At 70.6% G+C, this 23,788-nt stretch carries 23 protein-coding genes; 13 read left to right on the top strand and 10 right to left on the bottom strand.

Annotated features, from left to right (window positions below; genetic code table 11):
• Positions 1-30 precede the first annotated feature (30 nt).
• The 4 genes from ACVTJA_RS44410 (at position 31) to chrA (ending at position 3,734) form a co-directional block, all read left to right on the top strand.
• Complete coding sequence (locus ACVTJA_RS44410; RefSeq protein ID WP_465829852.1) at positions 31-615, top strand: hypothetical protein; 585 nt, start codon at positions 31-33, stop codon at positions 613-615.
• A 124-nt stretch (positions 616-739) separates the two neighbouring features.
• Positions 740-1,720, top strand: a complete 981-nt coding sequence (locus ACVTJA_RS44405; RefSeq protein WP_465829850.1) for a fumarylacetoacetate hydrolase family protein — start codon at positions 740-742, stop codon at positions 1,718-1,720.
• Entirely contained in the window at positions 1,717-2,376 is a 660-nt protein-coding gene (gene maiA / locus ACVTJA_RS44400; RefSeq protein WP_465829848.1) for a maleylacetoacetate isomerase, read from the top strand. The genes ACVTJA_RS44405 and maiA overlap by 4 nt, the downstream gene beginning before the upstream one ends.
• A 176-nt stretch (positions 2,377-2,552) precedes the next feature.
• Complete coding sequence (gene chrA / locus ACVTJA_RS44395) at positions 2,553-3,734, top strand: chromate efflux transporter (protein ID WP_465829846.1); 1,182 nt, start codon at positions 2,553-2,555, stop codon at positions 3,732-3,734.
• A gap of 7 nt (positions 3,735-3,741) precedes the next feature.
• On the opposite strand, the gene ACVTJA_RS44390 is transcribed toward chrA, so the two are convergent.
• Positions 3,742-4,557 carry a hypothetical protein gene (locus ACVTJA_RS44390; RefSeq protein ID WP_465829845.1) on the bottom strand — a complete coding sequence of 272 codons (816 nt, stop codon included), beginning with the start codon at positions 4,555-4,557 and terminating at the stop codon, positions 3,742-3,744.
• 63 nt (positions 4,558-4,620) lie between these two features.
• Positions 4,621-5,694, bottom strand: a complete 1,074-nt coding sequence (ygfZ, locus tag ACVTJA_RS44385) for a CAF17-like 4Fe-4S cluster assembly/insertion protein YgfZ (protein ID WP_465829843.1) — start codon at positions 5,692-5,694, stop codon at positions 4,621-4,623.
• A 38-nt stretch (positions 5,695-5,732) separates the two neighbouring features.
• Here ygfZ and ACVTJA_RS44380 point away from each other — a divergent pair, with 38 nt between their 5' ends.
• The 3 genes from ACVTJA_RS44380 to ACVTJA_RS44370 are packed head-to-tail and all read left to right on the top strand — an operon-like array spanning position 5,733 to position 7,869.
• On the top strand, positions 5,733-6,059 hold the full coding sequence (locus ACVTJA_RS44380; RefSeq protein WP_206724673.1) for a cupin domain-containing protein: 327 nt from the start codon (positions 5,733-5,735) through the stop codon (positions 6,057-6,059).
• Positions 6,056-7,459 (top strand): vitamin K epoxide reductase/DsbA family protein, encoded by a 1,404-nt coding sequence (locus ACVTJA_RS44375; protein ID WP_465829840.1) that lies wholly within the window; start codon positions 6,056-6,058, stop codon positions 7,457-7,459. The genes ACVTJA_RS44380 and ACVTJA_RS44375 overlap by 4 nt, the downstream gene beginning before the upstream one ends.
• A gap of 20 nt (positions 7,460-7,479) precedes the next feature.
• Positions 7,480-7,869 (top strand): translation initiation factor, encoded by a 390-nt coding sequence (locus ACVTJA_RS44370; RefSeq protein ID WP_465829839.1) that lies wholly within the window; start codon positions 7,480-7,482, stop codon positions 7,867-7,869.
• Between the two features lie 63 nt (positions 7,870-7,932).
• On the opposite strand, the gene ACVTJA_RS44365 is transcribed toward ACVTJA_RS44370, so the two are convergent.
• Positions 7,933-8,937: an isocitrate dehydrogenase (NAD(+)) gene (locus ACVTJA_RS44365; protein ID WP_465829837.1), complete on the bottom strand. Its 1,005-nt coding sequence runs from the start codon at positions 8,935-8,937 to the stop codon at positions 7,933-7,935.
• Positions 8,938-9,087: 150 nt separating this feature from the next.
• On the bottom strand, positions 9,088-9,873 hold the full coding sequence (locus tag ACVTJA_RS44360; RefSeq protein ID WP_465829835.1) for a DUF2270 domain-containing protein: 786 nt from the start codon (positions 9,871-9,873) through the stop codon (positions 9,088-9,090).
• A 79-nt stretch (positions 9,874-9,952) separates the two neighbouring features.
• Here ACVTJA_RS44360 and ACVTJA_RS44355 point away from each other — a divergent pair, with 79 nt between their 5' ends.
• Positions 9,953-12,040, top strand: coding sequence for a hybrid sensor histidine kinase/response regulator (locus tag ACVTJA_RS44355; protein ID WP_465840664.1), 2,088 nt, complete (start codon positions 9,953-9,955; stop codon positions 12,038-12,040).
• Between the two features lie 6 nt (positions 12,041-12,046).
• Here the strand turns inward: ACVTJA_RS44355 and ACVTJA_RS44350 are convergent, their stop codons facing one another.
• The gene (locus ACVTJA_RS44350; RefSeq protein ID WP_465829834.1) at positions 12,047-12,874 is read right to left on the bottom strand and encodes an NIPSNAP family protein; all 828 of its coding nucleotides are present in this window, start codon (positions 12,872-12,874) and stop codon (positions 12,047-12,049) included.
• Positions 12,875-12,953: 79 nt separating this feature from the next.
• Here ACVTJA_RS44350 and pdxR point away from each other — a divergent pair, with 79 nt between their 5' ends.
• Both pdxR and ACVTJA_RS44340 read left to right on the top strand, forming a co-directional pair.
• Positions 12,954-14,432, top strand: coding sequence for a MocR-like pyridoxine biosynthesis transcription factor PdxR (gene pdxR / locus ACVTJA_RS44345; RefSeq protein ID WP_465829832.1), 1,479 nt, complete (start codon positions 12,954-12,956; stop codon positions 14,430-14,432).
• 602 nt (positions 14,433-15,034) lie between these two features.
• Positions 15,035-16,294: a tetratricopeptide repeat protein gene (locus ACVTJA_RS44340; RefSeq protein WP_465829830.1), complete on the top strand. Its 1,260-nt coding sequence runs from the start codon at positions 15,035-15,037 to the stop codon at positions 16,292-16,294.
• Position 16,295: 1 nt separating this feature from the next.
• Here ACVTJA_RS44340 and ACVTJA_RS44335 read toward each other — a convergent pair whose 3' ends face one another.
• Positions 16,296-16,910, bottom strand: a complete 615-nt coding sequence (locus tag ACVTJA_RS44335) for a DUF4230 domain-containing protein (RefSeq protein WP_465829828.1) — start codon at positions 16,908-16,910, stop codon at positions 16,296-16,298.
• 52 nt (positions 16,911-16,962) lie between these two features.
• Between ACVTJA_RS44335 and ACVTJA_RS44330 the strand changes: the two genes are divergently transcribed.
• Positions 16,963-17,583: a 2OG-Fe(II) oxygenase gene (locus tag ACVTJA_RS44330; protein WP_465829827.1), complete on the top strand. Its 621-nt coding sequence runs from the start codon at positions 16,963-16,965 to the stop codon at positions 17,581-17,583.
• Between the two features lie 9 nt (positions 17,584-17,592).
• On the opposite strand, the gene ACVTJA_RS44325 is transcribed toward ACVTJA_RS44330, so the two are convergent.
• Complete coding sequence (locus ACVTJA_RS44325) at positions 17,593-18,150, bottom strand: helix-turn-helix domain-containing protein (RefSeq protein WP_465829825.1); 558 nt, start codon at positions 18,148-18,150, stop codon at positions 17,593-17,595.
• An 85-nt stretch (positions 18,151-18,235) separates the two neighbouring features.
• Here ACVTJA_RS44325 and ACVTJA_RS44320 point away from each other — a divergent pair, with 85 nt between their 5' ends.
• Both ACVTJA_RS44320 and ACVTJA_RS44315 read left to right on the top strand, forming a co-directional pair.
• Entirely contained in the window at positions 18,236-18,964 is a 729-nt protein-coding gene (locus ACVTJA_RS44320; RefSeq protein WP_465829823.1) for an SDR family NAD(P)-dependent oxidoreductase, read from the top strand.
• On the top strand, positions 18,961-19,986 hold the full coding sequence (locus tag ACVTJA_RS44315; RefSeq protein ID WP_465829822.1) for an S-adenosylmethionine:tRNA ribosyltransferase-isomerase: 1,026 nt from the start codon (positions 18,961-18,963) through the stop codon (positions 19,984-19,986). The genes ACVTJA_RS44320 and ACVTJA_RS44315 overlap by 4 nt, the downstream gene beginning before the upstream one ends.
• A 21-nt stretch (positions 19,987-20,007) precedes the next feature.
• On the opposite strand, the gene ACVTJA_RS44310 is transcribed toward ACVTJA_RS44315, so the two are convergent.
• From ACVTJA_RS44310 to ACVTJA_RS44300, 3 genes are all read right to left on the bottom strand, one after another.
• Positions 20,008-21,228 (bottom strand): zinc-dependent alcohol dehydrogenase, encoded by a 1,221-nt coding sequence (locus tag ACVTJA_RS44310; protein ID WP_465829820.1) that lies wholly within the window; start codon positions 21,226-21,228, stop codon positions 20,008-20,010.
• Positions 21,229-21,382: 154 nt separating this feature from the next.
• A complete protein-coding gene (locus tag ACVTJA_RS44305) occupies positions 21,383-22,897 on the bottom strand; it encodes a Ppx/GppA phosphatase family protein (protein ID WP_465829819.1) in 1,515 nt (504 codons plus the stop codon).
• Between the two features lie 87 nt (positions 22,898-22,984).
• Positions 22,985-23,776, bottom strand: coding sequence for a DUF3396 domain-containing protein (locus tag ACVTJA_RS44300; RefSeq protein ID WP_465829817.1), 792 nt, complete (start codon positions 23,774-23,776; stop codon positions 22,985-22,987).
• Between the last annotated feature and the right edge of the window lie 12 nt (positions 23,777-23,788).

Genomic DNA, 23,788 nt, shown 5'->3' with positions numbered 1-23,788 from the left:
CACCGGGCCACATCACAGAGGACACACCCCATGAAGCTGCTGAACACGCTGGCCGCGGCGCTCTCGCTCGCGCTGCTGCTCAACTCCGCTCCGGCCTCGGCCTCCGACTACCCGCCGGACTACCCGGTCTGCAATGTGAATGACTCGCAGACGACGGGGCCCTTCCAGGTCATCCGCCACACCTCGAAGCTGCCGGGCCGCTTCGCCACGCTGACGGTGTCGTACCGGGGATATCTGCGCTCGAAGTACCGGGACGACCAGATCAGCATCTTCGTGAAGCTCAACGGCCAGTACGCGACGCTGCGCGCCAGCGCGGGCACCAACAGCGACGCGTACATCTATCTGAACGCGGGCCAGCGCAACTGCACCAAGTGCTTCCGCTACATGAACATCCCGCTGTGCAACGCGCACTTCGCCGCGGGCGGCCAGGAAGGCGTGTGGGTCTGCGAGCAGCCCTCCGCCTTGGAGAACCACATCTTCCTGTACGGCTGGGACCAGTACGGCAACGAGAACGCGTGGGACGTCTACGTGGCCGCGACGGCCAACGGCGAGTGGGACAGCAACTCGGGCGCCAATTTCTACGCGCGCCTGCCGGCCCGTTCGTCCTGCTGGTAATCCCTTAGTGGTTGTGTGTCGGGCGAATCGTCACGCTTGACACCCCTGGCCCCCCGGCGGAAAAGCCGGGCCACATGGATGGCGGCCCCTTCGTTCCCCCAATGGGCCGCCGGGGAGCCCGGGATTGAAGCTCGCGACGCTGAAGGACGGAACCCGTGACGGCCGGCTCATCGTCGTCAAGCGGGACAACACGGCCTATGCCCTGGCCACCAACGTGGCCCTGACGCTGCAGGCCGCGCTGGACGATTGGGACGCGAAGGAGCCGCAGCTCCGCGCGCTGGCCGCGCAGCTCGAGGCCGGCACGGTGCAGAGCCGGCCGCTCGACATGCGCGCCCTCCACGCTCCGCTGCCTCGCGCCTACGAGTGGGTGGACGGCAGCGCCTACCTCAACCACGTCATCCTCGTGCGCAAGGCCCGCAACGCCGAGCCGCCGCCCACGCTGAAGACGGACCCGCTCGTGTACCAGGGCGGCTCCGGCGACTTCCTCGCGCCCACGGCGGACATCCCGCTGGCCGACGAGGCGTGGGGCCTGGATTTCGAGGGCGAGGTCTGCGCCATCCTCGGTGACACGCCGCAGGGCACGAAGGCCGCCGACGCGGAGAAGCACGTCAAGCTGCTGATGCTGGCCAACGACGTCTCGCTGCGGAACCTCATCCCCGACGAGCTGGCCAAGGGCTTCGGCTTCTTCCAGAGCAAGCCCGCCACCGCCTTCAGCCCCTTCGCGGTGACGCCGGACGAGCTGGGCGCCGCGTGGCACGACGGCCGCATCCACCTGCGCCTGAAGTCCATCCTCAACGGCACGCAGGTGGGTGACACGGATGCGGGCCCGGAGATGCACTTCTCCTTCTTCGACCTCATCCAGCACCTCTGCAAGACGCGCAGCTACACGGCGGGCACCATCCTCGGCAGCGGCACCGTGTCCAACGCGGACCGCGCGCGTGGCATCTCCTGCCTCGCCGAGCGCCGGATGATTGAGACGATTGAGGAGGGCAAGCCGAAGACGCCCTTCATGAAGCCGGGCGACACCATCGACATCGAGATGTTCGACGGCGAGGGCAACAGCGTGTTCGGCCGAATCTCCCAGACGGTGAGGAAGGTGCCGTGAGGAACCCGCGCCTCTACGGCTACTGGCGCTCGTCCTCCGCGTGGCGCGTGCGCATCGGCCTGAACCTCAAGGGGCTGAAGTACGAGTACGTCGCGGTGCACCTGCTGAAAGATGGCGGGCAGCAGCACTCGGCCGAGTACCGCGCCATCAACCCCATGCGCACGGTGCCCACGCTGGAGTGGACCGAGGACGACGGTACCGTGCGCCGGTTGTCCCAGTCGCTGCCCATCCTGGAGTACCTGGATGCGCGGCACCCGGCGCCGCCCTTCCTGCCGAAGGACCTCTTCCTCACGGCGAAGGCGCGCATGCTGGCGGAGATGGTGAACTCCGGTATCCAGCCCCTGCAGAACACGTCCGTCCTGCAGCGGCTCAAGAACGAGGTGCACGGGGACGAGAAGGCCTGGGCCGCGCACTGGAATGCGCGGGGCCTGGAGGCGCTGGAGGCGGCGGTGCAGTCCACGGCGGGCCGCTTCTGCGTGGGCGACTCGGTGTCGCTGGCGGACATCCTCCTCGTGCCGCAGCTCTTCGGGGCGCGGCGCTTCGGAGTGGACCTGGCGCCGTTCCCCACGCTGCTGCGCATCGAGGCGGCGTGCAACGAGCTGCCCGCGTTCCAGGCCGCGCAGCCGGAGAAGCAGCCGGACGCGCAGCCGGGCTGAGCTTCGCGGCAGCGGGCCCTCTCGTCACGGCGAGAGAGGGCCCGGGCTTGCCGCGGACATCGCCTGCGCCGCGCGGTGGATGGCGCTCAGGGCGTGGCGTTCAGCGGCGTGCCTTCCGCTGACCTGTCCCCCAGTCGTTGCACCCCGCGCGGGTGACGCCGGGTAGGGTACGGGCCATGGCATCACCTCAGTCCTCCGCTACCGAGGCCTCCGCGCCCGAGCGTGCCACCGCGCTGAAGGAACTGGCGCTCCTGTTCCTCCGGCTGGGCACCACCGCGTTCGGCGGCCCGGCGGCCCACATCGCGATGATGGAGGACGAGGTGGTGCGCCGCCGCAAGTGGCTCACCCGCGACGAGTTCGTGGACCTGCTCGGCGCCGCCAACCTCATCCCCGGACCCAACTCCACCGAGCTCGCCATCCACATCGGTCACCGGCGCGGAGGCTGGCCTGGGCTCGTGGTGGCCGGTACGTGCTTCATCCTTCCGGCCTTCCTCATCGTCGGCACCATTGCGTGGGCCTATGCGCGCTTCGGCAGCCTGCCTCGCGTGGACGCGCTGCTGTACGGCGTGAAGGCCGTCATCATCGCGGTGGTGCTCCAGGCGCTCTGGGGCCTGCTGCGCACCGTGGTGAAGACGCCGCTCGCCGCTGTCGTGGGCGTTGCCTCCGTGGTGGCGGCCTTCCTCGGCGTGACCGAGTTGCTGCTGTTGTTGCTGGCCGGGCTCACCGTGCTGCTGTGGCGCGCGAGTGAGCGGCGGTGGCGCGGTGCTGGCACCACGTCTGGCCTGTTACCGCTGTGGCCCGTGCTGCCCGTGAGTGCCGTTGCCTCGGCCGTGCCCTTCTCACTGTCCGGCCTCTTCCTCTTCTTCCTCAAGGTCGGCTCGGTGCTGTACGGCAGTGGCTACGTGCTGCTGGCCTTCCTGCGCTCGGACCTGGTGGAGCGCTACGGCTGGCTCACGGAGGCACAGCTCCTGGACGCGGTGGCGGTGGGGCAGGTGACGCCGGGCCCCGTCTTCACCACGGCGACGTTCATCGGCTACGTGCTGGGCGGCCCGTCCGGCGCGGTGCTGGCCACGGTGGGCATCTTCCTGCCCGCGTTCATCTTCGTCGCGCTCAGTGGTCCGCTGGTGCCGCGCCTGCGCCGCTCGTGGATGGCCGGGGCCTTCCTCGACGGCGTCAACGTGGCGTCGCTGGCGCTGATGGCCGTGGTGACGTGGCAGCTCGGCCGCGCGGCGCTGGTGGACGTGTGGACGGTGGGGCTCGCCGTCGTGTCCGCGGTGCTGCTCATCCGCTTCCGCGTCAACTCCGCCTGGCTGGTGCTGGGCGGAGGAGCGGTGGGCATGCTCCTCGGCGCACGCTGAGCGCGAGTCACCCCCCGTACGCGGCCGCCCTGCGCTTCCTCCGGGCGGCGTTGATGGCCAGCCCCAGCACCAGCAGCGGCACGCCGATGACGACGGGCCACAGCCACAGTGGCTCGCCACCGTGCACCACCGCGCGGAACTCGCGTCCCTCGGCCGGTGCGTCCACCAGCTCCGACAGGGGCAGCTTCCACTCCACGGTGTCCTTCTTCTCGTTCACCGTGCCGTTCGTCTCGCCGATGCCCGGCCCGTGGACGCGCAGCGTGACGGTGTTGTTCACGAGGAGGGCCCTCGCCATTCCCTTCGCGAGCTCCTTCGCCGCCTGTTCGCCCGGGTCGCCGCCATCCGCGGGAAGGGCCGCCTTGTCCGGGACGAAGCGCTGCGTGAAGACGTAGTCGCCGCCGTTGCGCTCGATGCGGAAATCCCAGTTGCCCGCGCCGCGCTGCCGCTCGCGAGAGGAGTCGTCCGCGAGCTTCCGGTACAGCTCCGGAAGCTTCGTCGCGTCGCGCACCGTCAGGTCATGCACGACGTGGACGCGGTCGCCCTCTTCGTAGGTCCGCTGTTCCAGCTTCTCGACGTTGGGGTCCTTGGCCAGCGTCGCCTTCGCGGCCTCCTGCTCCTCGTAGACCTGTTTCATCAGGTCCTTCCCGTCGAGCTTGCCGCCCAGGGCCAGCAGCGACTTGGGAATGCCGAGGTCCAGCACCACGCGCGCGGAGCCATCCGGGTTGATCCACACCTCCTGCACGAGGTCGAAGCAGCCGGTCAGCGTGAGCAGCGCCAGCGTGGCGAGCAACCAGGGCGGACGGGGTGTGGAGCGTGGAGACATGGCACCTACTGTGCCCGAGTGGACGCTCCACGCGCCATGGGTCCCCGCCCGCGTCAGCCGCGCTCAGGCGGAGGTGAAGGGCAGGGCGGCCACCTTCACGGTGCCAGTGCCGTCCGCCAGCGTCAGCTCCGTGCCCGGCTCCAGCGAGTCGCGGTGCACGTACCCCAGCGCCACCCGCTGCCCCTTCACCGGCGAGCGCACCACGCTGGTGAGCCAGCCCACCTTCTTCTCCCCGCGCCGCAGCTCCGTGCCCGGCGCCACGTCCGCGTCCCCCAACAGCAGGCCCGTCAGCTTCCGGTTCATGTGTCCACGGAAGGTGGCGCGGGCGATGACCTCCTGCCCGATGTAGCAGCCCTTGTTGTAGGAGATGGCGTTCGCGAGGTTCGCCTCCAGGGGAATGGTGGTGTCCACCATGTCCTGCCCGTACCGGGGCACCCCGGCCTCCACGCGCAGCAACTCCAGCACCTCGAAGCCCAGGGGCTTCAGCCCATGCGAGGCCCCGGCCGCCGTCAGCGCACGCCACACCGGCTCCAGCCCGGCGCGCGGCACCCACACGTCCACGCCATGGGGCTCCAGCGCCGTGTTTCCCACCAGGATGACGCCCTGCCCGCCGAGCGAGGCCGCGCGGGTGGCCTGGTGGGCGAGCGGCTCGAAGGGGCCGCCCAGGGCGGCGGCCAGCACCCCGGCCGAGCGGGGCCCGAGCAGCCGGAGGAGGGCCCATTCCCCCGTCGCGTCGTGCAGCTCCGCGTCCTCGGAGATGAGGTATTTGTCCAGGAACTCCCGCACCTTGGTGCCCGTGCCGGGCTCCAGGTCCAGGAGCAGGTCCGCCTCCCGCTTGAGGATGCGGGCGTCCGCCACCATGGCGCCCTTGGCGTTCACCATGGCCGCGTAGGCCGCCGAGCCCACGGGCAGGTTCTTCACTTCCTGTGTGACCATGCCGTGCAGGAAGGTGGCGCGGTCCTCCCCCGTTATCCGGAGGATTTCGCGGTAGGAGGCGTCGTGGAGCGCGACGGCCTCGTGTGCCGCCCGGTACTCTCCCTCCCCGTTTCCATACCCGGCCACGGCCTCACGGCCGCCCACGTCCATGAAGCGGGCGCCCGTCGCCTCGTGAAGAAAATGCAGAGACAGCGGTTCCATGTCCGTCGCTATATAGAGGCGAAGGAGCGAATGCCACGATGGATGTGAAGCACCTGTCCACCTTCCAGGGTTTCTCTCCGGAGAAGCTCCAGAAGCACAACCTCTTCCAGTCCGGGCGCTTCTTCCTCGACGTCTACTGCGTCGCGCCCGGGCAGGCCCAGAAGCCGCACCGCCATGCCACCTCCGACAAGGTGTACGTCGTGTTGGAAGGGCGCTGCCGCTTCCGCGTCGGCGCCGAGGAGGAAGTGCACGGCCCTGGCGCCTCCATCTTCGCTCCCGCGGGCTCCGAGCACGGCGTCGTCAACGACGGCCCGGAACCCGCCCGACTCCTCGTTCTGATGACCCCGCCCCCGGAGCACGCATGAGCCCGAAGTCCTCCTCCAAGGCCCCCTCTCCCACGGCTCCCGTCCGCGGCGCACTGGCGTTGCTGGTGCTGGGCCTCGCCGAGAGCGGGCTCGCCATCTTCCAGTGGATGCAGCTGCTCACCCTGCGTGAGGGCGGCTCCACCGTGTGCGGCATCTCCGAGACGGTGAACTGCGAGACGGTGTGGAACTCCGCCTTCGCCAGCCGCGTTCACGAGGTGCTCGGCATCCCCGTGGCCGGCCTGGGCCTCGTGTGGGGCCTCGCCGCGGTGGGCCTGTCCGCGCTGTACCTCGCGTGGGCCCGCGCGGGCCGCAACGTGCGTCCCGCGGCCAACGGACTGCGGCTGTTGGCGCTCGCGGGTGGGGTGTCCGTGCCCGTCTTCGCCGCGGTCAGCTTCAGTGCGGGCGTGGTGTGCCCCACGTGCCTGGGCACCTACGTGCTGGTGGCGGCCTTCGTGGGCGTGGCCTGGCGCGGGCTGCCCGGCCCGCTGGCGCCGGCCTCCGGTGAGTGGGGCGCCACGCTGCAGTGGACGGTGGGCGTCTGCGTCGCGGCCTTCCTCGCGCTGCTCCTGCCCGGGCGCGCCACGCCGAGGGCTTCCGACACCATCGCCAGCCTGCTGCCGCCGGCGCCCGTCGCCAGCACCAGCAAGGACGCTGACGGCTCGCCGCAGGCCAGCGTGCCGCCCGCGTCGCTGGAGGACTTCCTCAAGAGCTTGAGCGCGGACCAGAAGCAGTTCATCGCGGACGGGCTCGCGCGGTACCGCGCCAGCCCGCCGCAGCCCGCCGCCGCGCCCGCGCGCAACCTGTACGGCCCGCCGAACGCGCCGGTGAAGATTGTCGAGTGGACGGACCCCAAGTGCCCCCACTGCAAGGCGCTGGTGGAGGAGCTGGCGGTGCTGAAGCAGCGCGTGCCCGAGGGGAAGATGTCGCTGGAGGCCCGCCAGTTCCCGCTGGACGGCACGTGCAACCCGGCGCTGCCCCGCCGAGGCCCGGACGCGCCCAGCGTGCGCTGCGTCGCGGCCAAGGCTCAAATCTGCCTGGAGGGCGCGCAGGACTACTGGAAGCTGCGTGAGAAGATGTTCGCCGCGCAGGCCATCCTCGACACGGAGCGCGTGCTGGAGATTGCGTCTTCCGGCTCGGTGTCCCGCATGCAGCTCGACGCGTGCATGAACAGCCCGGCCACGGCGGCGAAGCTCCATGAGGACTCCGCCTATGCCCTGAAGCACCACATCAACGGTACGCCGTTGGTGGTGGTGAACGGGCGTGAGACGCTGCCGTCGGCGCCGCTGCTGTACGCGCTGGTGATGGCGGACGGCAACCCGAGCGCCCCCGCCTTCAGCGTGCTCCCGCCGCCGCGCCCCGTGTCGGCCATGAGCGAGGACCACGCGGGCCACAACCACTGACGGGACGCGAGGTCCACGCCATGGGCAAGCGCGACAAGAAGGACGAGGCGCCGGCCGCTCCGGCGGCGCCGTTCAACAACCCGTTCGCCGCGCTGGCCGCGAAGCGTGAGGTGCTGCCGCAGGCGCCCGCCGCGCCCGTGGCACCGCCGTCCGCGAAGCCCGAGCCGAAGGGCCCCGCGCGCGCCGTGGTGCGCATGGAGCGCAAGGGGCGCGGCGGCAAGGAAGTGACGGTGGTGGAGCACCTGGAACTGCCCGCGCCCCAGCGCGAGGTGTGGCTCAAGGCGCTGAAGAACTCGCTGGGCTGTGGCGGCGTGGTGGAGGGCGACGCGCTGGTGCTCCAGGGTGACCAGCGTGAGCGCCTGCCGGCGCTGCTGGAGGCGCGCGGTGTACGCAAGGTGACGGTGGGCTGAAACACCACGGGCCCGGTCGCTCGAAGCGCCCCGGGCCCGTGAGTCACTTCGCCGCAGTGTCGATTACAGCGCGGCGATGATGGCGTCGGTGAACTCGCGCGTGGTGGCGCTGCCGCCGAGGTCGCCGGTGCGCACCGCGTTGCCGCTGTACACCTTGTGGATGGCGCCTTCCATGCGGCGGGCCGCCTCGCGATGGTCGAGCCAGTCCAGCATCATCACCGCGGACATCATCAGCGCGGTGGGGTTGGCGATGCCCTTGCCCGCGATGTCCGGGGCGGTGCCGTGCACGGCCTCGAAGACGGCGGTGCGCTCGCCGATGTTGGCGCCGGGCACCACGCCCAGGCCGCCCACCAGACCCGCGCACAAGTCACTGACGATGTCGCCGTACAGGTTCTCCGTCACCAGCATGTCGAAGCGCGTCGGGTCCTTCACGAGCTGCATGCAGAGGTTGTCGACGATGACCTCCTCATAGGTGATGTCCGGGTACTCGCGGCCCACCTTGCGGCAGCAGTCCAGGAAGAGGCCGTCCGACAGCTTCATGATGTTGGCCTTGTGGACGGCCGACACCTTCTTGCGCCCGTTCTTCTTCGCGTACTCGAAGGCGAAGCGGGCAATGCGGGTGGACGCCTTCTCGGTGATGATTTTGAGGGACTCGACCACGCCCGGGACGATGATGTGCTCCAGGCCGGCGTAGAGGTCCTCGGTGTTCTCACGCACCACGACGAGGTCCACGTTCTCGTAGCGCGTCTTCACGCTGGGCACGCTCTTCACGGGCCGCAGCGAGGAGTACAAATCCAACCGCTTGCGCAGGCCGACGTTGGCGGAGGGAAGGCCGCCGCCCACCACGGTGCCGGTGGGGCCCTTGAGCGCGACGCCGCTGCGCAGCACCGCCTCCACCGTCTCGTGGGGAAGGTTGGTGCCGTACTTGGCCACCACCTCGGTGCCAGCGTCCTTGTGCTCGAACTCCAGAGGCACCTTGAGCGCCTCGAGGACGCGCACGGTGGCCGCCATCACCTCGGGGCCGATGCCATCGCCATTGATGATAGTGACAGTGCGGGTGTTCGCCATGGGTGCGGATTCACAGCACAAAACCCCAGGGCCCGAAAGGACGAAAACAGCCCTGATTCAGCGCCAGGCATGGCGGCCATGAGCCGGAGGGGCCGGTGGCGAGGCCGCCCGCCTCCTCCCCGGACAGGGCGTCTGCCCTGGTGCGCCGGCTTAGTGCTCGGTGGTCGACGTAGGACGCGGGGGCGGAGGCGGGTGTCTGCGGGTGGGTGGGCGGCGCTTGTGGATGGCGTAGGGCCGGTAGAAGGACTCCCAGAGCGCGGCGCGGCGGCCCCGGGGGCGCGTGCGCAGCTCGCCCATGGGCGCGCGGATGAAGAAGGACGAGATGAACAAGTAGGTGGCGGCCAGGGTGAGGAAGGCCAGCGCCAGCATCACCAACGGCCCGGGTATCCACGCCACGTGGGCCCGCTCCATGAACTCCGTGAAGTCCTCCGGCGGCTTCGGGTGGCTGTAGACCTTCACGAACCACGTGGCCATGAGGACCATCAGGATGGGCCCATAGGCGCGGTTGAGCCGCGTGGAGATGGCGGAGAAGAGCGACAGCTGGATTTGTGGCCGGGACATCGCCACCGCCAGCTCGCGCATGGCGTCCGGGTCCACCGGCTCGCGCCGGAGCATGGGGGCCCACCACCCGTCCTCCAGCAGACGGACGCGGCGGTTCCACAAGTCGTAGTACCGGTAGCGCCGCGCCTCGATGAGGAGGAACGAAATCACCATCCAGATGCCCACCAGGAAGGTGACGTGTGAGCTCTGCGGCGTGGCGAAGCCGAAGGAGATGACGGCCGCCGTCGTGGTGAGGGCCCAGTTGGTGGTGGTGTCCAGGCGCGTGCGCCACGTGTCGGAGCGGCTCAGCTCGCCGCGGAACAACTGTGCCATGGCCTGCTGAGACAGCCAGGTAGGCTCCAGCAAGTCATTCGGTTTGCGCTCGGTGCCTGCCATCCGTCCCTCCAAGGTGGGCCGGCATGCGATTGATTGCAATGCGTCCCTGGGCAGGCAGCCGGGCAGGCGCCGGGTGGCCATGGCGGGCGGGCGTGCACACCTTCCGTCGAGCGTGCCCGCCGTGAATCCAATTCAAGCCCTCTCCGAGCTCCTCCAGGAGGAGCTCGAGCGAATCGCGCGCCTGTGGGCGAAGCGCCTGCGCGCGGAGACATATGAGGTGGACATCCCGGGGCGCGACCTGCGTGCACCGCTCCGCCGCCTGCTGGACGAGCTGGCCCGGCTGCTGCGCGACAGGGGCGAGGACGCGGTGCGCCTGTGGCCGGAGGTGGTGCGCTCGCATGGCGCGTTCCGGTACAGCCAGAACTTCGACCCCGAGGACCTGACGCGCGAGTTCAAGTCGCTGGAGCAGGTGCTGCTGTACGTCTACGGGCGCCGCAACGACAACGTCATCGACCCCGGCGTGGCGGAGCTCATCGCCGAGCTGGTGTGGGAGGCGGACGCGTCGGCGCAGGCGTCGTACGCGCGGGTGCTGAAGACGGAGGAGGTGCGCTTCCGCGAGGCGGCGGTGATGGAGTCGGTGCTCAACCAGGTGGACGTGGGCATCCTCCTCGCCGAGATGGACGGCACCGTGTCCTTCGTCACGCCGCCGGTGAGCCGGCTGATGGGGCTGCCCATGCGCGCGGTGGTGGGGGCGCGCGCGGCGAACACGCTCGGCCCGGTGCTGCAGCAGGTGAACGCGAAGCACCTGATGGGCGAACCGTTCAAGGTGTCGGACATGCCCTTCATACGCGCCCTCAAGGAGAAGGGGCCGGTGCGCGGGGTGATGATGGTGGTGGAGCGCCCCAGCGGCGGCGAGGCCACGCTGGAGCTCAGCGCCACGCCCGTCTGGGAAGAGGAGGAGCTGGTCGGCGCCATCCAGACCTTCACGGACCGCACCGAGGCGGTGAACAAGACCAAGGCACTGCAGAGCGCGCACGGCGAGCTGCGCCGCCTCCAGGGACGGCTGCTGCAGCGCACCCGCCAGCAGGCGCTGGGGCAGTTGGCCAGCGGCGCGGCGCACGCGCTCAACAACTTCCTCAACGTGCTGCGGCTGCGAATCACGCTGCTCCAGCGTGAGTTCAAGCCCGAGCACCTGGAGGCGCTCGACAAGACGGTGGGGCAGATTGGCGAGCTGGTGGCGAGGCTGCAGGAGTTCAACGTGCAGCGCACGCAGGAGCAGCCCACCGACGTGCCGGTGGACCAGACGGTGCGCGAGGCGCTGGAGCTGGCGCGCGGCGAGCTGGAGCAGCGCGAGCACCCCGTGCACGTGGACCTCGATTTGGGCAATCCCGGGCAGGTGCGGGCGGACGCGGGCTTCTTCCGCGAGCTCATCGTCAACCTGCTGCTGTCCGCGAGGGACCGCATGGAGGGCGGCGGCCGGCTGCACGTCACCACCCGCGCGAATGGCGAACCGTGGCTGACGCTGCGCATCGAGGACGAGGGCCCGCCGTACGCGGTGGAGGAACTGACGCAGCTCTTCGACCCGCTGCGCAGGGACTCGGGCGCGCCGCAGCTCTCGCTGTACCTCGCGGTGGCGCGCGCGCAGGTGCAGCGCTGGGGGGGCGAGCTGACGGCGGAGAACAGCACCACGGGACGGGGCGCGGCCTTCGTGGTGCGGCTGCCGCGCGTGCACGAGGCCCTGGCGGCGCCACGCGGCGAGGCCTCGCGCGCGGAGGTGACGCGGCCGGCGGCGCCCCGCCGCTTCCAGCAGACGCGCCGCGTGTTGGTGGTGGACGACGACTTGGACAACGCGCGGATGATGGCGGAGGTGCTGGGCGAGGAGGGCTACGACGTGCAGGTGGCCCACAGCCCGCAGGTGGCGCTGGGGATGTGGGAGCGCCGCCGCTTCGACGCCGCGCTGCTGGACGCGGTGATGCCGGAGATGAGCGGGTGGGAGCTGGCGCGCGAGCTGCGCCAGCGGACACCGCAGGCGCTGCTCGCCATCGTCACCGGCATGGACGTGCGCGGACAGAACCGCGCCAGCCTGGCGCTGGTGGACGCGGTGTTCCGCAAGCCCATCGACGTGGGCGCGCTCGACGATTTCCTCGGGCAGTCGGAAGGCGGCGCGGGCGAGGGCGAGGCCGCTCCGGAGGGACCGGGTGCGGGGCCCGCGGGGATGCAGCACTGAAGCGAGTCACTCCCGCAGGCGGGAGCGGGCACCGGGCGAGAGCCGGAGCAGCTCGGGCTCGGACTTGAGGCGGCGCTCCAGCTCCGGCGCGACGCGCGTGCTCCAGGCTTGCGAGGCGGTGAGGCGGGACAGGCGCTCCTGGAGGGTCTCCACGCCGGGCGCGCCGGAGAACCAGACGAAGACGTGCTCGCCCTCGCGGACGGGCAGCTTCGTGAAGGTGTTGGGGCTGTACTCCGTCTGGAAGTACGCGGAGACGGGCAGGCCTGCTCCCTCCAGCGCGGGCTTCACGTCGTGCTCGAAGAAGCGGACGAAGTCCTCGTCCACCGGCGCGTCGAAGGCATACACCGTGGCCAGCACCACGCTGGAGGGGACTTCGGTGGCCCCGCGCGCCGGGCGCTCGCCGAGGTGGAAGCCGGAGCCGGGGCGGGAGGGCCTCAGCAGCAGCACGTTGCTGACATCCATCATGGTGCTGTTCGCCACGTCTCGGTTCGCCTGCCACACGGGGCCGCCGTAGAAGGCGGTCAGCCCCTGGTGGCGCGACGTCATGTCGGAGTAGCCCCGGAGCCAGACGAAGCGGTCCGGCCTGGCGAGGTCGCGGAACTCGCCCGGAATGGGCATGCCGACGGCCTCCTGGCTTTCGATGAACTCGCGCTCGAAGAGCTCCACCAGCGTGTCCCGCTGGCCAGGCTTCAGGGTGTACTGGCGCAGCTCGAGAATCTGGCAGCAGGTGTCGTGGGGCATGGACGTGGGGCTCGAATCCGTGGTGGGCCGTGTGCCCGCGCAGCCCAGCGACAGGAGGAAGAGGGAGGCAGCGAAGCTCGGGAGCCGGGGCATGGGGCGCAATCTCCACGGGAGAGTGGTTGCCCTCAATGACCGCTTTGGCTGGCTCTCGTATGACCATTATCCTGAGGCCATGAAGCGAGCCCCCACGGGCATCGTCCCCATCATCGCGGTGGACCGCCGCTCTCCGGTGCCGCTGTACCGGCAGGTGTACGAGGGCTATCGCGAGGCCATCGTCGACCGCCGGCTGCGCGCGGGCGAGCGCTTGCCGTCGACACGGAGCCTGGCCCTCGAGCTGGGCATCTCCCGCATCCCCATCCTCGGCGCCTTCGAGCAGCTCCTCGCCGAGGGCTACTTCGAGAGCCGCGTCGGCGCGGGCACGTTCGTGGCGCGCTCGCTGCCCGACGAGGGGCCACCTTCCGATGCACGCACTCCGGCGCGTGGCACGCCGGGCCGGCGTGTCCTCTCGCAGGCGAGCGCGGCGCTGGGTGAGGGATTCTCGCCGGAGCCCTGGCAGGGAGGCTTGGGCGCCTTCCGCATGAACCAGCCAGCGGTGGACCAGTTCCCGTTCCAGGTCTGGTCGTCGCTGGTGTCGAAGCACTCGCGCAACCCCACGCGGAACCTGCTGACATACGGCGACCCCATGGGGTACCGGCCGTTCCGCGAGGCCCTGGCCGCGTACCTGCGCACGTCGCGCGCGGTGCGGTGCGAGGCGGACCACATCATGGTGGTGAGCGGCTCGCAGCAGGCGCTGGAGCTGTCGGCCCGCGTGCTGCTGGACGCGCGCAGCCCCGTGTGGATGGAGGAGCCGGGCTACTCCGGAGCGAAGGACGTGCTCACGATGGCGGGCGCGCGAATGGTGCCCGTGCCCGTGGATGAAGAGGGGCTGGACGTGAGCGCGGGCATCGAGCGCTGCGCGAATGCGCGGGCCGCGTACGTCACGCCATCGCACCAGTATCCGCTCGGAGGGACACTGAGCGCTTCGCGCCGGCTCCAGTTGCTGGACTGGGCGCAGCGCAGCGGCGCGTGGATTCTCGAGGACGACTACGACAGCGAGTACCGCTACGAGAGCCTTCCCGTGTCCGCGCTGCAGGGTCTGGATAGGGACGCGCGTGTCATCTACATCGGCACGTTCAGCAAGGTGCTCTTCCCCGCGCTGCGGGTGGGGTACATGGTGCTGCCGCCGGACCTGGTGCCGCGCTTCATGCGAGTGCGCGATGCGATGGACATCTTTCCGCCCACGCTCTTCCAGGCGGTCCTGACGGACTTCCTCACCGAGGGCCACTTCGCGCGCCACCTGCGGAAGATGCGGCAGCTCTACCGCGAGCGGCGGACGGTGCTCGTGGACTCACTTCAGCGGGAGCTGGGGGACATGGTGGAGGTGCTCGGCACGCAGGCGGGGATGCACCTGGTGGCGGCGCTGCCGAAGCGGTTCAAGGACCGGCAGATTGCCGAGCGCGCCGCGAAGGAGGGCCTGTGGGCCATGCCTCTCTCGTCCTGCTACCTGGAGAAGTCCACGCGGCCGGGGCTCGTGCTGGGCTACAGCGGGACGGATGCCGCGAGGATTCCGGAAGCGGTGCGCCGGCTGCGCAAGGTCATCCGCGCCAGTTGAGTCCGTGACGATTGCGCCGGCTGTGTCCGGGTGACCGGGCCCGTGACAGTTGTGCCCTGGCTGTCACGGGCCTGTCACAAACCGAGGATAGACTGTAGCCACGGGAGGTGCGCATGACGTGGATGCTTCAAGCAGCCGTGGTGCTTGCAGTCCCGTTGACGATGGGTGGCGCGGTCTGGTCCGGCGTCCGTCTGTACCGCTACGCCAGAGCGAACCGGGGCCCTGCTGCGTCGGGTGCCATGGGCCTCTACTCGCATGGCGGCGGGTTCAGGGACTGGCTGGGCGACCTGATTGACGGAGCCGTGGATTCGGACACTTCCTCCGGCGGCTTCGATGGTCACTGCGATGGCGATGGCCACGCGTGCGACGGTAGCGGTGACTGAGCTCGGGAGTCGGGCGCGGGGGGATGGCACTCCACCGCCTCGCCTGACCTGCTCGACATCAGTCTTGGACTTCTCGTCCGGGCTGTATTCGTAGCGATATCCCAAGGGACACCAGACCTGGTTTCACGACGTCTGCCCGCTCGGTTTGCTCCGGAGCCCGCTCATCGGACTCCAGCGTGACTGTTCGAGAAACGTGCTCGTGCGTCTAGAGTCACGAGGGTGAGTGCTTCCCAGGAACTGGAGCGCATCCGCCGGAAGGTGGAGGCGGGCGAGCGTATCGGCGACGTGGAGCTGGAGTTGCTGCGCACGGAGGCCCGGCGAGCTTCCGGTCCCACGTTGCGGCTCGCGGTGGCCCATGCGCTCATCAACGCGGGTGCCGAGCGCGAGGCACTGCCCCTGCTGGAGTCCCTGCTGCGCGACTTCCCACTCGACGTGTCCGTGCGCCTGGGACTCGCCCGCGCATTGCTCGGACTGGAACGGCACGGCGACGCGGAGGCTCTCCTGCGCGAGGTGCAGGCGCAGGAACCTGATGACCCCGAGGTACTCAAGGTGCTCGCGGTGCTCGGGCTGCGGCGCGGTGAGGCCGACAAGGCCCGCGCGTATGTGCGGGAGGCGCTCGCGAGAGACCCCTTCGACGCGGAAGCACGGCTGCTGAAGGAGGAGTTGGAGGCCGCCGACCTGCCGCCTCCGCCCGCGCCTCGGGAGCAGGTGCTGCGTCCGGAGTTCACCACGGCATTGGCGGCCGCGCTGGCCCGGGCCCGGGTGACGTTCCGGAGGCAGGGGAAGGACCTGCTGGTGAAGCTCGCCTCGGGTGGCGTGGGGCGCGTGGATGTGGGCTCGCTCTACGCGGCGTGGTGTGAGTCGCCGGGCACGGAGGGCCTCACCGCGCACGTGGAGGCGCTGGCGGCTCGGCTGGGTGGGCTCTCCTCGGGGCTGGGGACGGAGGGCGCCGCGCTGGAGTCACGGCTGCGCCCGGTGCTGCGTCCCGCGGACTTCGCGGCGCGGGCAGTGGGCGCGTTGCGCCGTCCGGGGCCCGCGGGCCTGGAGGTCTTCTACGTGCTGGAGGACTCCGATTTCGTGCGCTACCTGCCGGAGTCCGCGCTGGCCTCCGTTGGACTCACAGCCGAGGCCGTGGACGCGGTGGCCTGGAGGAACCTGGAGGTGAGCCCCGCGCCGGTGCAGCCCGTCCTCATCGACCGGGGAGAGGTGAGGCTCGCCGAGGCCTTCTCCGGACTGTGGGCCGTGGCGGCGGGTGACGGCCACGACGGCGCGCGGCTGCTCACCGCTTCGCAGCGGGAGCGATTGCTACAGGAGGCAGGTGACGAACCGCTGCGGGTGTCGCTGGGCCGGAGGGAACTGGCGCTCGTCTGCCGCGAGTCGGACGTCACCGCGCGGGACGCATTGGAGCGGCTGGTGCCCTCGCCGGACGGCATCCCCGGCGTCTTCCGCCTCACCGCGGAGGGACTCACCGCGCTTTGAGTCAGCCCGCGGTGGCCGTGGGCAGGCTCTCCACGAAGAGCACCTCGCGGTAGCCCAGCGTGAGCAGCAGGGCCCGCAGCGAGCGCTCCGCGGAGTCCCGCGCGCGCTGGCGCAGGCGTGAATCGGCGCGCACCTCCTGCTCGAAGGCGAGGCGTGCCTTCTCCAGCAGTTGCGCCGTCTGCGCGCTGTCCAGGTTGGAGTCGATGACCTCCGTTTCGCCGGGACGCAGCTCCACCTTCACCTCCAGCGGCGGCAGCACCACGTACACGCGCGTGCCGGCCACCTGGAGGTGCGACGCGTCGAAGCGCTGGAAGTCGAAGCCCAGGTGCGCGTCCGCGAAGACGATGGCGCGGCCGTGCTGATTGCGAATCGTGTACGCCGCCCAGGTCAGCACGTCCTTCCACAGCGCATCGGTGGCCTGGGGCTCGGGGGAGAAGGCCACCTTCTTGTAGAGGGCGACGTCGAGCGTCTCCAGCCGGGCCACGTCGCGCATCTGCTGCACCACGGACGGCGTGTCCGGCAGCGACGTTGGCGGAGGGCGGAGGAGCAGCCAGGCGCCCACCGCGCCGAGCGTGGCACCCAGGAGGACGGTGAGGACTCGCGAGAGGTGCGCCATGGGGGCAGTGTACCTCCTTCCCTGGAGGGGGCGTCTGGGGCACGGTGTGCGTGTGGAGGAGACGCCTGTGGTGGAGCTGACGGACGAGGAGGTCGAGGCACTGGGGACGCGCGGGTATTTCATCCGCCCCGCGTTCCTTGGCGAGGCGCGGGCCCGCGCGGCGAGGGACGAGGCCCTGTCCCGAGTGGAGTCCGGAGGTCTGCGGCCCGCGGGCATCCGCCGTGGCGCGGACCGCACCCATGACACCTCCGTGCGGGGAGACCTCATCGACTGGGTGCTGCCGCGGCCCGGCTCGCCGCTCGGAGCGCTGTGGGAGTCCTTTCGCGAACTGGGCGAGGCGCTGTCGTCGGGCGCATATCTCGGGCTCGGGCGCTTCGACCTGCAGCTCGCCTGCTACCCGGGCGGAGGGGCCCACTACGCGCGCCACCGCGACGCCTTCCCCGGCCAGTCCAACCGGAGGGCCACGGCCATCTGGTACGCCAACGCGGGCTGGGCGCCCGAGCACGGAGGCGTGCTGCGCCTCTACCCGGAGGGCTCCGCGCCCGTGGACGTGGAGCCCTCGCTGGACCGGCTGGTGGTGTTCCTCAGCGAGCAAATCGAGCACGAGGTGCTGCCCGCCTTCGCGCCGCGCCTCGCCATCACCGCCTGGTACTACGGGCGCGATGCGGGCTAAGCGCGCGACTCACACCAGGGGCGTCAGCAGCACGACGGAGTAGCCCACCGCCGTCTTCGTCCCCGGGTTCTCGTACGAGTGCTTCTGGTCGCCCCGGAACACGACGACGTCACCGGGCTGGAGGTGGAAGCGCTCGCCGCTGGCGATGAGCAGCAATTCGCCGGACTCACAGGCGAGGTACTCGCGGGTACCGGGCGTGTGCGGCACGCCGGTGACGCGCACCTGGGACGGCAGCTCGATGCGGTCGAACTCCATGCCGGGCAGCGGGTCGGGCAGCAGCTTGCGGAGCATGCCCGCGCCGCGCATGCGCACGGGGAGGCTGGCGCGAGGGTAGTGCCGGGCGCTCGCCCGGGGCTTCGCGATGAGCTCCTCCAGTGACACCTGGAGCGCGCCGGCCACGCGGTGCAGCACGGACAGCGTGGGGTTGGCCGCTCCCGACTCCAGGTGCGCCCAGGTGGCCCGGGGCACCCCCGCCAGCTTCGCGAGCTGCGCCTGGGTGGCGCCGCGCGTCTCGCGCAGCGTGCGGATGTTGCGTGCCAGCCGGTCCGGCAAATCCTCTTCGTTCATGGATTGGCAATCTGCCAAGACGTTGGCTGCCGCACCAATACTTTGGCAGCGGCCGTGTATCCCTCCAGGCAAGGAGGACACACGCATGAAGCTGGTCGGGAAGGCCGTACTCGTGACGGGAGCGAGCCGGGGGCTGGGCCAGGCACTGATGGCGACGTTCGCCCGCCGGGGCGCCCGGGTGGTGGGCGTGGCTCGGCACGCCGGAGAGATGGAGGCCGCCGCGGCGGCCCTGCGCGCGGAGGGGCTGGAGGCGCACGCGCTCGCATATGACGTAGGGGACAAGGAAGCCATCCACCCGCTGGTGGGCGCGGCCACCGCGCTGGTGGGCCCCATCGACGTGCTGGTGCACAACGCGAGCACGCTGGGCCCCACGCCGCTGCAACTGTTGCTGGACACCGCGTGCGAGGATTTGCAGCGCGTGCTGGAGGTCAACGTGGTGGGCCCGTTCCGGCTCACCAAGGCGGTGGCGGGCAGCATGGTGGTGCGGGGGCAGGGGCTGGTGCTGAACATCACCTCGGACGCGGCGGTGTCCGCGTACCCGCGCTGGGGCGCGTACAGCGTGTCGAAGGTGGCGCTGGAGCACCTGGGCCGCATCTGGGCCGCGGAACTGGAGGGCACCGGCGTGGGCTTCCTCAACGTGGACCCGGGAGAGATGGACACGCGGATGTACCGCGACGCGGTGCCGGACGCGGACTACTCGACGCTCAACCGGCCGGAGTCCATCGCGGCGCGCCTCGTCGCGCTGGTGGAGAAGAGGGCGGAGTCGTTGCCCTCGGGCACCCGCCTGGAGGCGGCGAAGCTGGAGGCCGCATGAAGCCCGCGCGCTGGCCCAACGAGCGCCCCGAGACGGGACGTCTGCTGCATGTGGAGCCCCGCGCGGGCCGCTTCTCCGACGCGCTCGTGGCGGACCTGCCGTCGCTCCTGCGCCCGGGCGACTTGCTGGTGCTCAACGACGCCGCCACGCTGCCCGCCTCCCTCTCCGGTCGCACCGAGGCGGGAGAGCGCATCGAGTTGCGGCTGCTGTCGCGAGAGCCGGACGACACCTGGACGGCGGTGCTCTTCGGCGCGGGCGACTGGCGCAAGCGCACCGAGGACCGGCCGCCCCCGCCGGTGCTGCCCGTGGGCACGCGCTTCGTCGTGGGCGGGCTGCACGCGCGGGTGGTGGAGGTGTTGCCGCCGTCCCCGAGACTCCTCCGCGTGGCCTTCACGGAGCAGGGCGCGGCGCTGTGGACGGCGCTGTACCGGGGCGGGCGGCCGGTGCAGTACGCGTACGCGGGAGGCCCGCTGGCGCTGTGGCACGTGCAGACGGTGTACGGCGCGCGCCCGTGGGCCGTGGAGGCGCCGTCCGCGGGCCTGCCCCTCACTGGAAGTCTGTTGCTCGCGCTGCGCCGGCGCGGCGTGCGCCTGGCCACGCTGACACACGCGGCCGGGCTGTCCTCCACGGGAGATGAAGCCCTGGACGCGGCGCTGCCCCGGCCCGAGCGCTCGGACATTCCCGCCGCCACGGTGGAGGCGGTGGAGCGCACGCGCTCCGAAGGCGGACGTGTGGTGGCGGTGGGCACCACGGTGGTGCGGGCCCTGGAGGGCCGCACGGCGCAGCACGGTGGGAAGCTGGTGGCGGGAGAAGGGACGACGGACCTGCTCCTGGGCCCTGGCTACGTCCCGCGCGTGGTGCGCGGGCTGCTCACCGGCGTGCACGAGCCGGGCAGCAGCCACCATGCGCTGCTCCAGTCCTTCGCGCCGCTGCCGCTGCTCAAGGAGGCGGCCGCCCACGCGGAGGCGGCCGGGTACCTGGGGCACGAGTTCGGAGACTCGTGCCTCGTGCTGGATGCGTGAGGGACTGAAGCCCGGCGGCCGTCACTGAATCTGCGCCGGCTCCAGCTCCACCTTCACCCAGCCCGGCTTGCGCAGGTCGAAGTTGCGGTACGCCTCGATGGCGCTGCCCATGGGCTCCACGTGCGAGAGGATGGCCGTGGGGTCCACCACGCCGGTGCGCACGAACTCCAGCAGCCGGGGGATGTACTTGCGGTGGTTGCAGTTGCCCATCTTCAGCGTGAGGTTCTTGTTCATCGCCATGCCGATGGGGAACGTCCGCATCTGCTGCGGGTAGACGCCGATGATGGACAGCGTGCCCGCCTTGGCCAGCGCTTCCACCGCCCACAGCAGCGCCTGCGCGGGGGCGTCGCCCGGCACCCAGTTGTCGCCGTCCGGCTTCGTCTTGGGGGCGACCTCCTTCACCTCGCGCTTGAACTCGACCTTCTCGGCCTTGGCGGCCTTCTCCGCCGGGCCGTGGTGAGCATGCATGGAGTCCACGCCCACCGCGTCGATGGCGCGGTCCACGCCGATGCCGTTGGTGAGGCGCTTGAGCGTCTCGACGGGGTCCTCCTGGTCGAAGTTGATGACCTCGGCGCCCTGCGCGCGGGCCAGGTCCAGCCGGTCCTCGTGGCAGTCGATGGCGAAGACGCGGCCGGCGCCCAGCAGCTTCGCGCTGACGATGGCGAACAGGCCCACCGGCCCGCAGCCGAACACCGCCACGGTGTCGCCCTGCTTGATTTCCGCCAGCTCGGCGCCGAAGTAGCCGGTGGGGAAGATGTCGGAGATGAGGATGGCCTGCTCGTCGGTGACGCCCTCGGGAATCTTCACCATGCCCACGTGCGCGAAGGGCACCCGCACCTTCTCCGCCTGCATGCCGTTGAACGGCCCCGTCATCGCCGGGCCGCCGAAGAAGGCCGTGCCCGCGGCGGCCCCGTTGGGATTCGCGTCGTTGCACTGCGCGTAGTATCCGGAGCGGCAGTACACGCAGTTGCCGCAGGCGATGGTGGAGCAGATGACGACGCGGTCTCCGACGTTGAAGTTGCGCACGTCGTCGCCGAGCGACTCGACATAGCCCACGCCCTCATGGCCGAGGATGGTGCCCGGCTTCATGCCCGGCATGGTGCCGCGAATCATGTGGAGGTCCGTGCCGCAGATGGCGCTGGCGCTGAGCCGGACGACGGCGTCCGTCGGCTTCTCGATGTTCGGCTCCTCCACCTCGTCGAGCCGGATGTCCCCAATCCCATGGAAAACGACAGCCTTCATCGCGCGCGCTCCTGCCCCGTGGCGGGGCCCTTGTGCCCAGACGGACGGGCACCGCTTGGGGCGGACCCGTGCGCCATGGAGGCTGGGCATCGCCCTGGGTGGGGGCAAAGCGCGCGCCGCCTCCTCTTCCGGACAGCGGCCGGGCGGACGGGCGCTAGCGCGAGCCCGTGTGGTGGACGTGGAACGACAGCCGCTTGCCGAAGACGCGGCGGAAGTTCACCACCTCGTGCTCCACGTTCCACAGCTCCAGGTCCACCGGGTGGCGCGTGTGCAGGTGCAGCGAGACGCCGTCCCTGCCGTTCGTCACCTTGAAGTCCTTGATGGGCTGGTGGTGGCTCAAGTCCAGCGAGTTGGCCACGCGCAGCAGCGTGGCCAGCTTGCGCACGACGCGGACCTCCGTCGGGTTGAGGCCGTCCATGCCGGAGTGCGCCGGGTCCGGCGGGCTGCGCCGGTGGTAGCGGGCGATGCGGGCCACGAGCTCCCGCTCACGGTCGGCGAGGCCGGGGATGTCCGCGTTCCGGATGAGGTAGTACGTGTGCTTGTGGTGGCGCTCGTAGCTGACCGCGTGGCCGACGTCGTGCAGCAGCGCGGCGACTTCGAGGTAGGGGCGCACGGACAGGGGGAGCTGGTGCAGGGCGGCGAGCCCGTCGAAGAGGGCGAGGGAGAGTCGGGACACCTGGCGCGCGTGCTTCTCGTCGAAGAAGAAGCGCTGGCCCATGACGATGGCGGCGTCGGCGAGGCTGTGGTCCTCGCGGTCCTCGTCCTGGCGGTAGAGCAGGTCCACGAGGATGCCGTCGCGCAAGCCGCGGTTGACGACGCTGACGGACTCGATGCCGAGGTGGCGGGCGACGGCCTCGAGGATGACGGCGCCGGAGACGATGATGTCCGCGCGCTTGGGGTCGAAGCGCTTGCGCCGGCGGTCGGGGGCCATGTCCGCGAGCGTGTCCGCGGCGTGGGTGAGCTGGCGCACGGTGGCGTTGCCGCTGTTCTCGCTGGAGGCGAAGGACACGACGGCGTTGATGGTGCCGGACGAGCCGAGGGCGACGCGGGGCAGGGGAGGGAGGTCCTCTGGGAGCGTCTTGCGGAGGGACTCGGAGACGAAGCTGCGCATGAGGCGGAGCTGCTTGGCCGTCACGGCGCCGGAGGCTTCGAAGACCTCGGTGAGACGCACGGAGCCGAGGTTGAGGCTCCAGAGGTTGTCGGGCTTCTCGCCCACGGCGGTGGCGACCTCGGTGCTGCCGCCGCCGATGTCGATGAGGAGGGAGCGCGTGCTGGGCGGCTTGCGGTGGAGGACGCCGAGGCAGATGAGGCGGGCCTCCTCCTTGCCGCTCACGACTTCGAGGTTGAGGCCGGCCTCCTCACGGACGCGGCGGACGATGTCATTGCTGTTGCGCGCCTCGCGCAGGGCGCTGGTGGCGACGGCGCGCACGGTGGCCTTGTGGCGGCGGCAGAGGGCGGCGTAGCGGCGCAGGGTGGAGAGGAGGCGCTCGGCCGTCTCCTCCGGCATGGTGCCGGTGGCGAAGACGCCCTCGCCGGGGCGGATGGGGTCTCGCTCCTGGTGCAGCGTCTCGAGCGAGCCGTCGGCGTCCGGGCGCGCCAGCTCCAGGCGCACGGCATTGGTGCCCACGTCGATGGCGGCGAGAACGGGCTGGAGGGTCGGAGTGGGCATGTCGTGCCGTCGAGTGTAGGGCGCGACGGCACGTCACGCAGCGGGAACCTCACCGGGCGCCGTGTGACAGCTCGGTGGCAGGCGTGTTCAGTCCAGGAAACGGCGGTCCCAGCGGCGGGCGTCGTCCGGGTCCAGGCCGAGGACGCTCTCGCCTTCACCCCAGAAGGTCCATGGCTCCAGGATGCGGGCCAGCTCCCGGTAGGCGGGCAGGTCCTTGCCCTGTTCCGTGTCACCCGCCTCGGGCCAGAGGCCGAGGGTGATGACAACCCGGTCGTCCTCCATCTCCTGCACGGTGGTTCCGGGAGTGTGGAGACGGGAGCGCAGACCCGCGGCTCCACCCAGCTCACCGAGCACGGGCTGGCCCAGGAAGGTCAGCCAGGAAGGGCTGCGGACGCGCGTGCCGAGGTCTACTGCAATCGAGTCCGGCTCGGGCACGTCCATGCCGGGATATCGAAAACAGTATTTTGATACCTCTTGAGAAACACCCACGAGGTGTGTCGGACAGTTGAATGCGAGCCCCGCGTTTCCTGAGGAGAAGGGGAGCGGCGCGGCAAGTTCGAGCGCCAATTCGCGCACCCAGGAGGGTCCGCGTTCCTCCAGGATTTCGGACGGCAGCCAGAACGAGACAGCGCATATTTCGTTCGGGTAGCTATGGAGGGTCGGGTCATTGGTTGCTCGCCCGTGGTAGTCGAAGCAGTAGCGCCTCCCACGGCTGGTGCTCTCAGACAGATTGATGTTGGCGAAGAGTGGGTACATCAGCGCGCGGCGGGTGTGTTCCCAGGCTGCGTCGTCGAGTCGCTGCCAAAACCCCTCATCGTCCGTGTACCCATCGAATGCGGAGGAGCCCACTGCGCGCAGATATACCTCCAGCGAGCGCATGACCTGGGAAGC

Source organism: Pyxidicoccus sp. M6, from assembly GCF_055568925.1.
This window is presented reverse-complemented; position numbering and strand designations above follow the sequence as displayed.

What these genes read in the sequence shown, in the direction of transcription:
- ACVTJA_RS44410 (WP_465829852.1), top strand. Translation starts at nt 31, where the DNA reads ATGAAGCTGCTGAACACGCTGGCCGCGGCGCTCTCGCTCGCGCTGCTG.
- chrA (WP_465829846.1), top strand. Translation starts at nt 2,553, where the DNA reads ATGGCATCACCTCAGTCCTCCGCTACCGAGGCCTCCGCGCCCGAGCGT.
- ACVTJA_RS44390 (WP_465829845.1), bottom strand. Translation starts at nt 4,557, where the DNA reads ATGTCTCCACGCTCCACACCCCGTCCGCCCTGGTTGCTCGCCACGCTG.
- ygfZ (WP_465829843.1), bottom strand. Translation starts at nt 5,694, where the DNA reads ATGGAACCGCTGTCTCTGCATTTTCTTCACGAGGCGACGGGCGCCCGC.
- ACVTJA_RS44380 (WP_206724673.1), top strand. Translation starts at nt 5,733, where the DNA reads ATGGATGTGAAGCACCTGTCCACCTTCCAGGGTTTCTCTCCGGAGAAG.
- ACVTJA_RS44375 (WP_465829840.1), top strand. Translation starts at nt 6,056, where the DNA reads ATGAGCCCGAAGTCCTCCTCCAAGGCCCCCTCTCCCACGGCTCCCGTC.
- ACVTJA_RS44370 (WP_465829839.1), top strand. Translation starts at nt 7,480, where the DNA reads ATGGGCAAGCGCGACAAGAAGGACGAGGCGCCGGCCGCTCCGGCGGCG.
- ACVTJA_RS44365 (WP_465829837.1), bottom strand. Translation starts at nt 8,937, where the DNA reads ATGGCGAACACCCGCACTGTCACTATCATCAATGGCGATGGCATCGGC.
- ACVTJA_RS44360 (WP_465829835.1), bottom strand. Translation starts at nt 9,873, where the DNA reads ATGGCAGGCACCGAGCGCAAACCGAATGACTTGCTGGAGCCTACCTGG.
- ACVTJA_RS44355 (WP_465840664.1), top strand. Translation starts at nt 9,953, where the DNA reads ATGGCGGGCGGGCGTGCACACCTTCCGTCGAGCGTGCCCGCCGTGAAT.
- ACVTJA_RS44350 (WP_465829834.1), bottom strand. Translation starts at nt 12,874, where the DNA reads ATGCCCCGGCTCCCGAGCTTCGCTGCCTCCCTCTTCCTCCTGTCGCTG.
- pdxR (WP_465829832.1), top strand. Translation starts at nt 12,954, where the DNA reads ATGAAGCGAGCCCCCACGGGCATCGTCCCCATCATCGCGGTGGACCGC.
- ACVTJA_RS44335 (WP_465829828.1), bottom strand. Translation starts at nt 16,910, where the DNA reads ATGGCGCACCTCTCGCGAGTCCTCACCGTCCTCCTGGGTGCCACGCTC.
- ACVTJA_RS44325 (WP_465829825.1), bottom strand. Translation starts at nt 18,150, where the DNA reads ATGAACGAAGAGGATTTGCCGGACCGGCTGGCACGCAACATCCGCACG.
- ACVTJA_RS44320 (WP_465829823.1), top strand. Translation starts at nt 18,236, where the DNA reads ATGAAGCTGGTCGGGAAGGCCGTACTCGTGACGGGAGCGAGCCGGGGG.
- ACVTJA_RS44315 (WP_465829822.1), top strand. Translation starts at nt 18,961, where the DNA reads ATGAAGCCCGCGCGCTGGCCCAACGAGCGCCCCGAGACGGGACGTCTG.
- ACVTJA_RS44310 (WP_465829820.1), bottom strand. Translation starts at nt 21,228, where the DNA reads ATGAAGGCTGTCGTTTTCCATGGGATTGGGGACATCCGGCTCGACGAG.
- ACVTJA_RS44305 (WP_465829819.1), bottom strand. Translation starts at nt 22,897, where the DNA reads ATGCCCACTCCGACCCTCCAGCCCGTTCTCGCCGCCATCGACGTGGGC.
- ACVTJA_RS44300 (WP_465829817.1), bottom strand. Translation starts at nt 23,776, where the DNA reads ATGCGCTCGCTGGAGGTATATCTGCGCGCAGTGGGCTCCTCCGCATTC.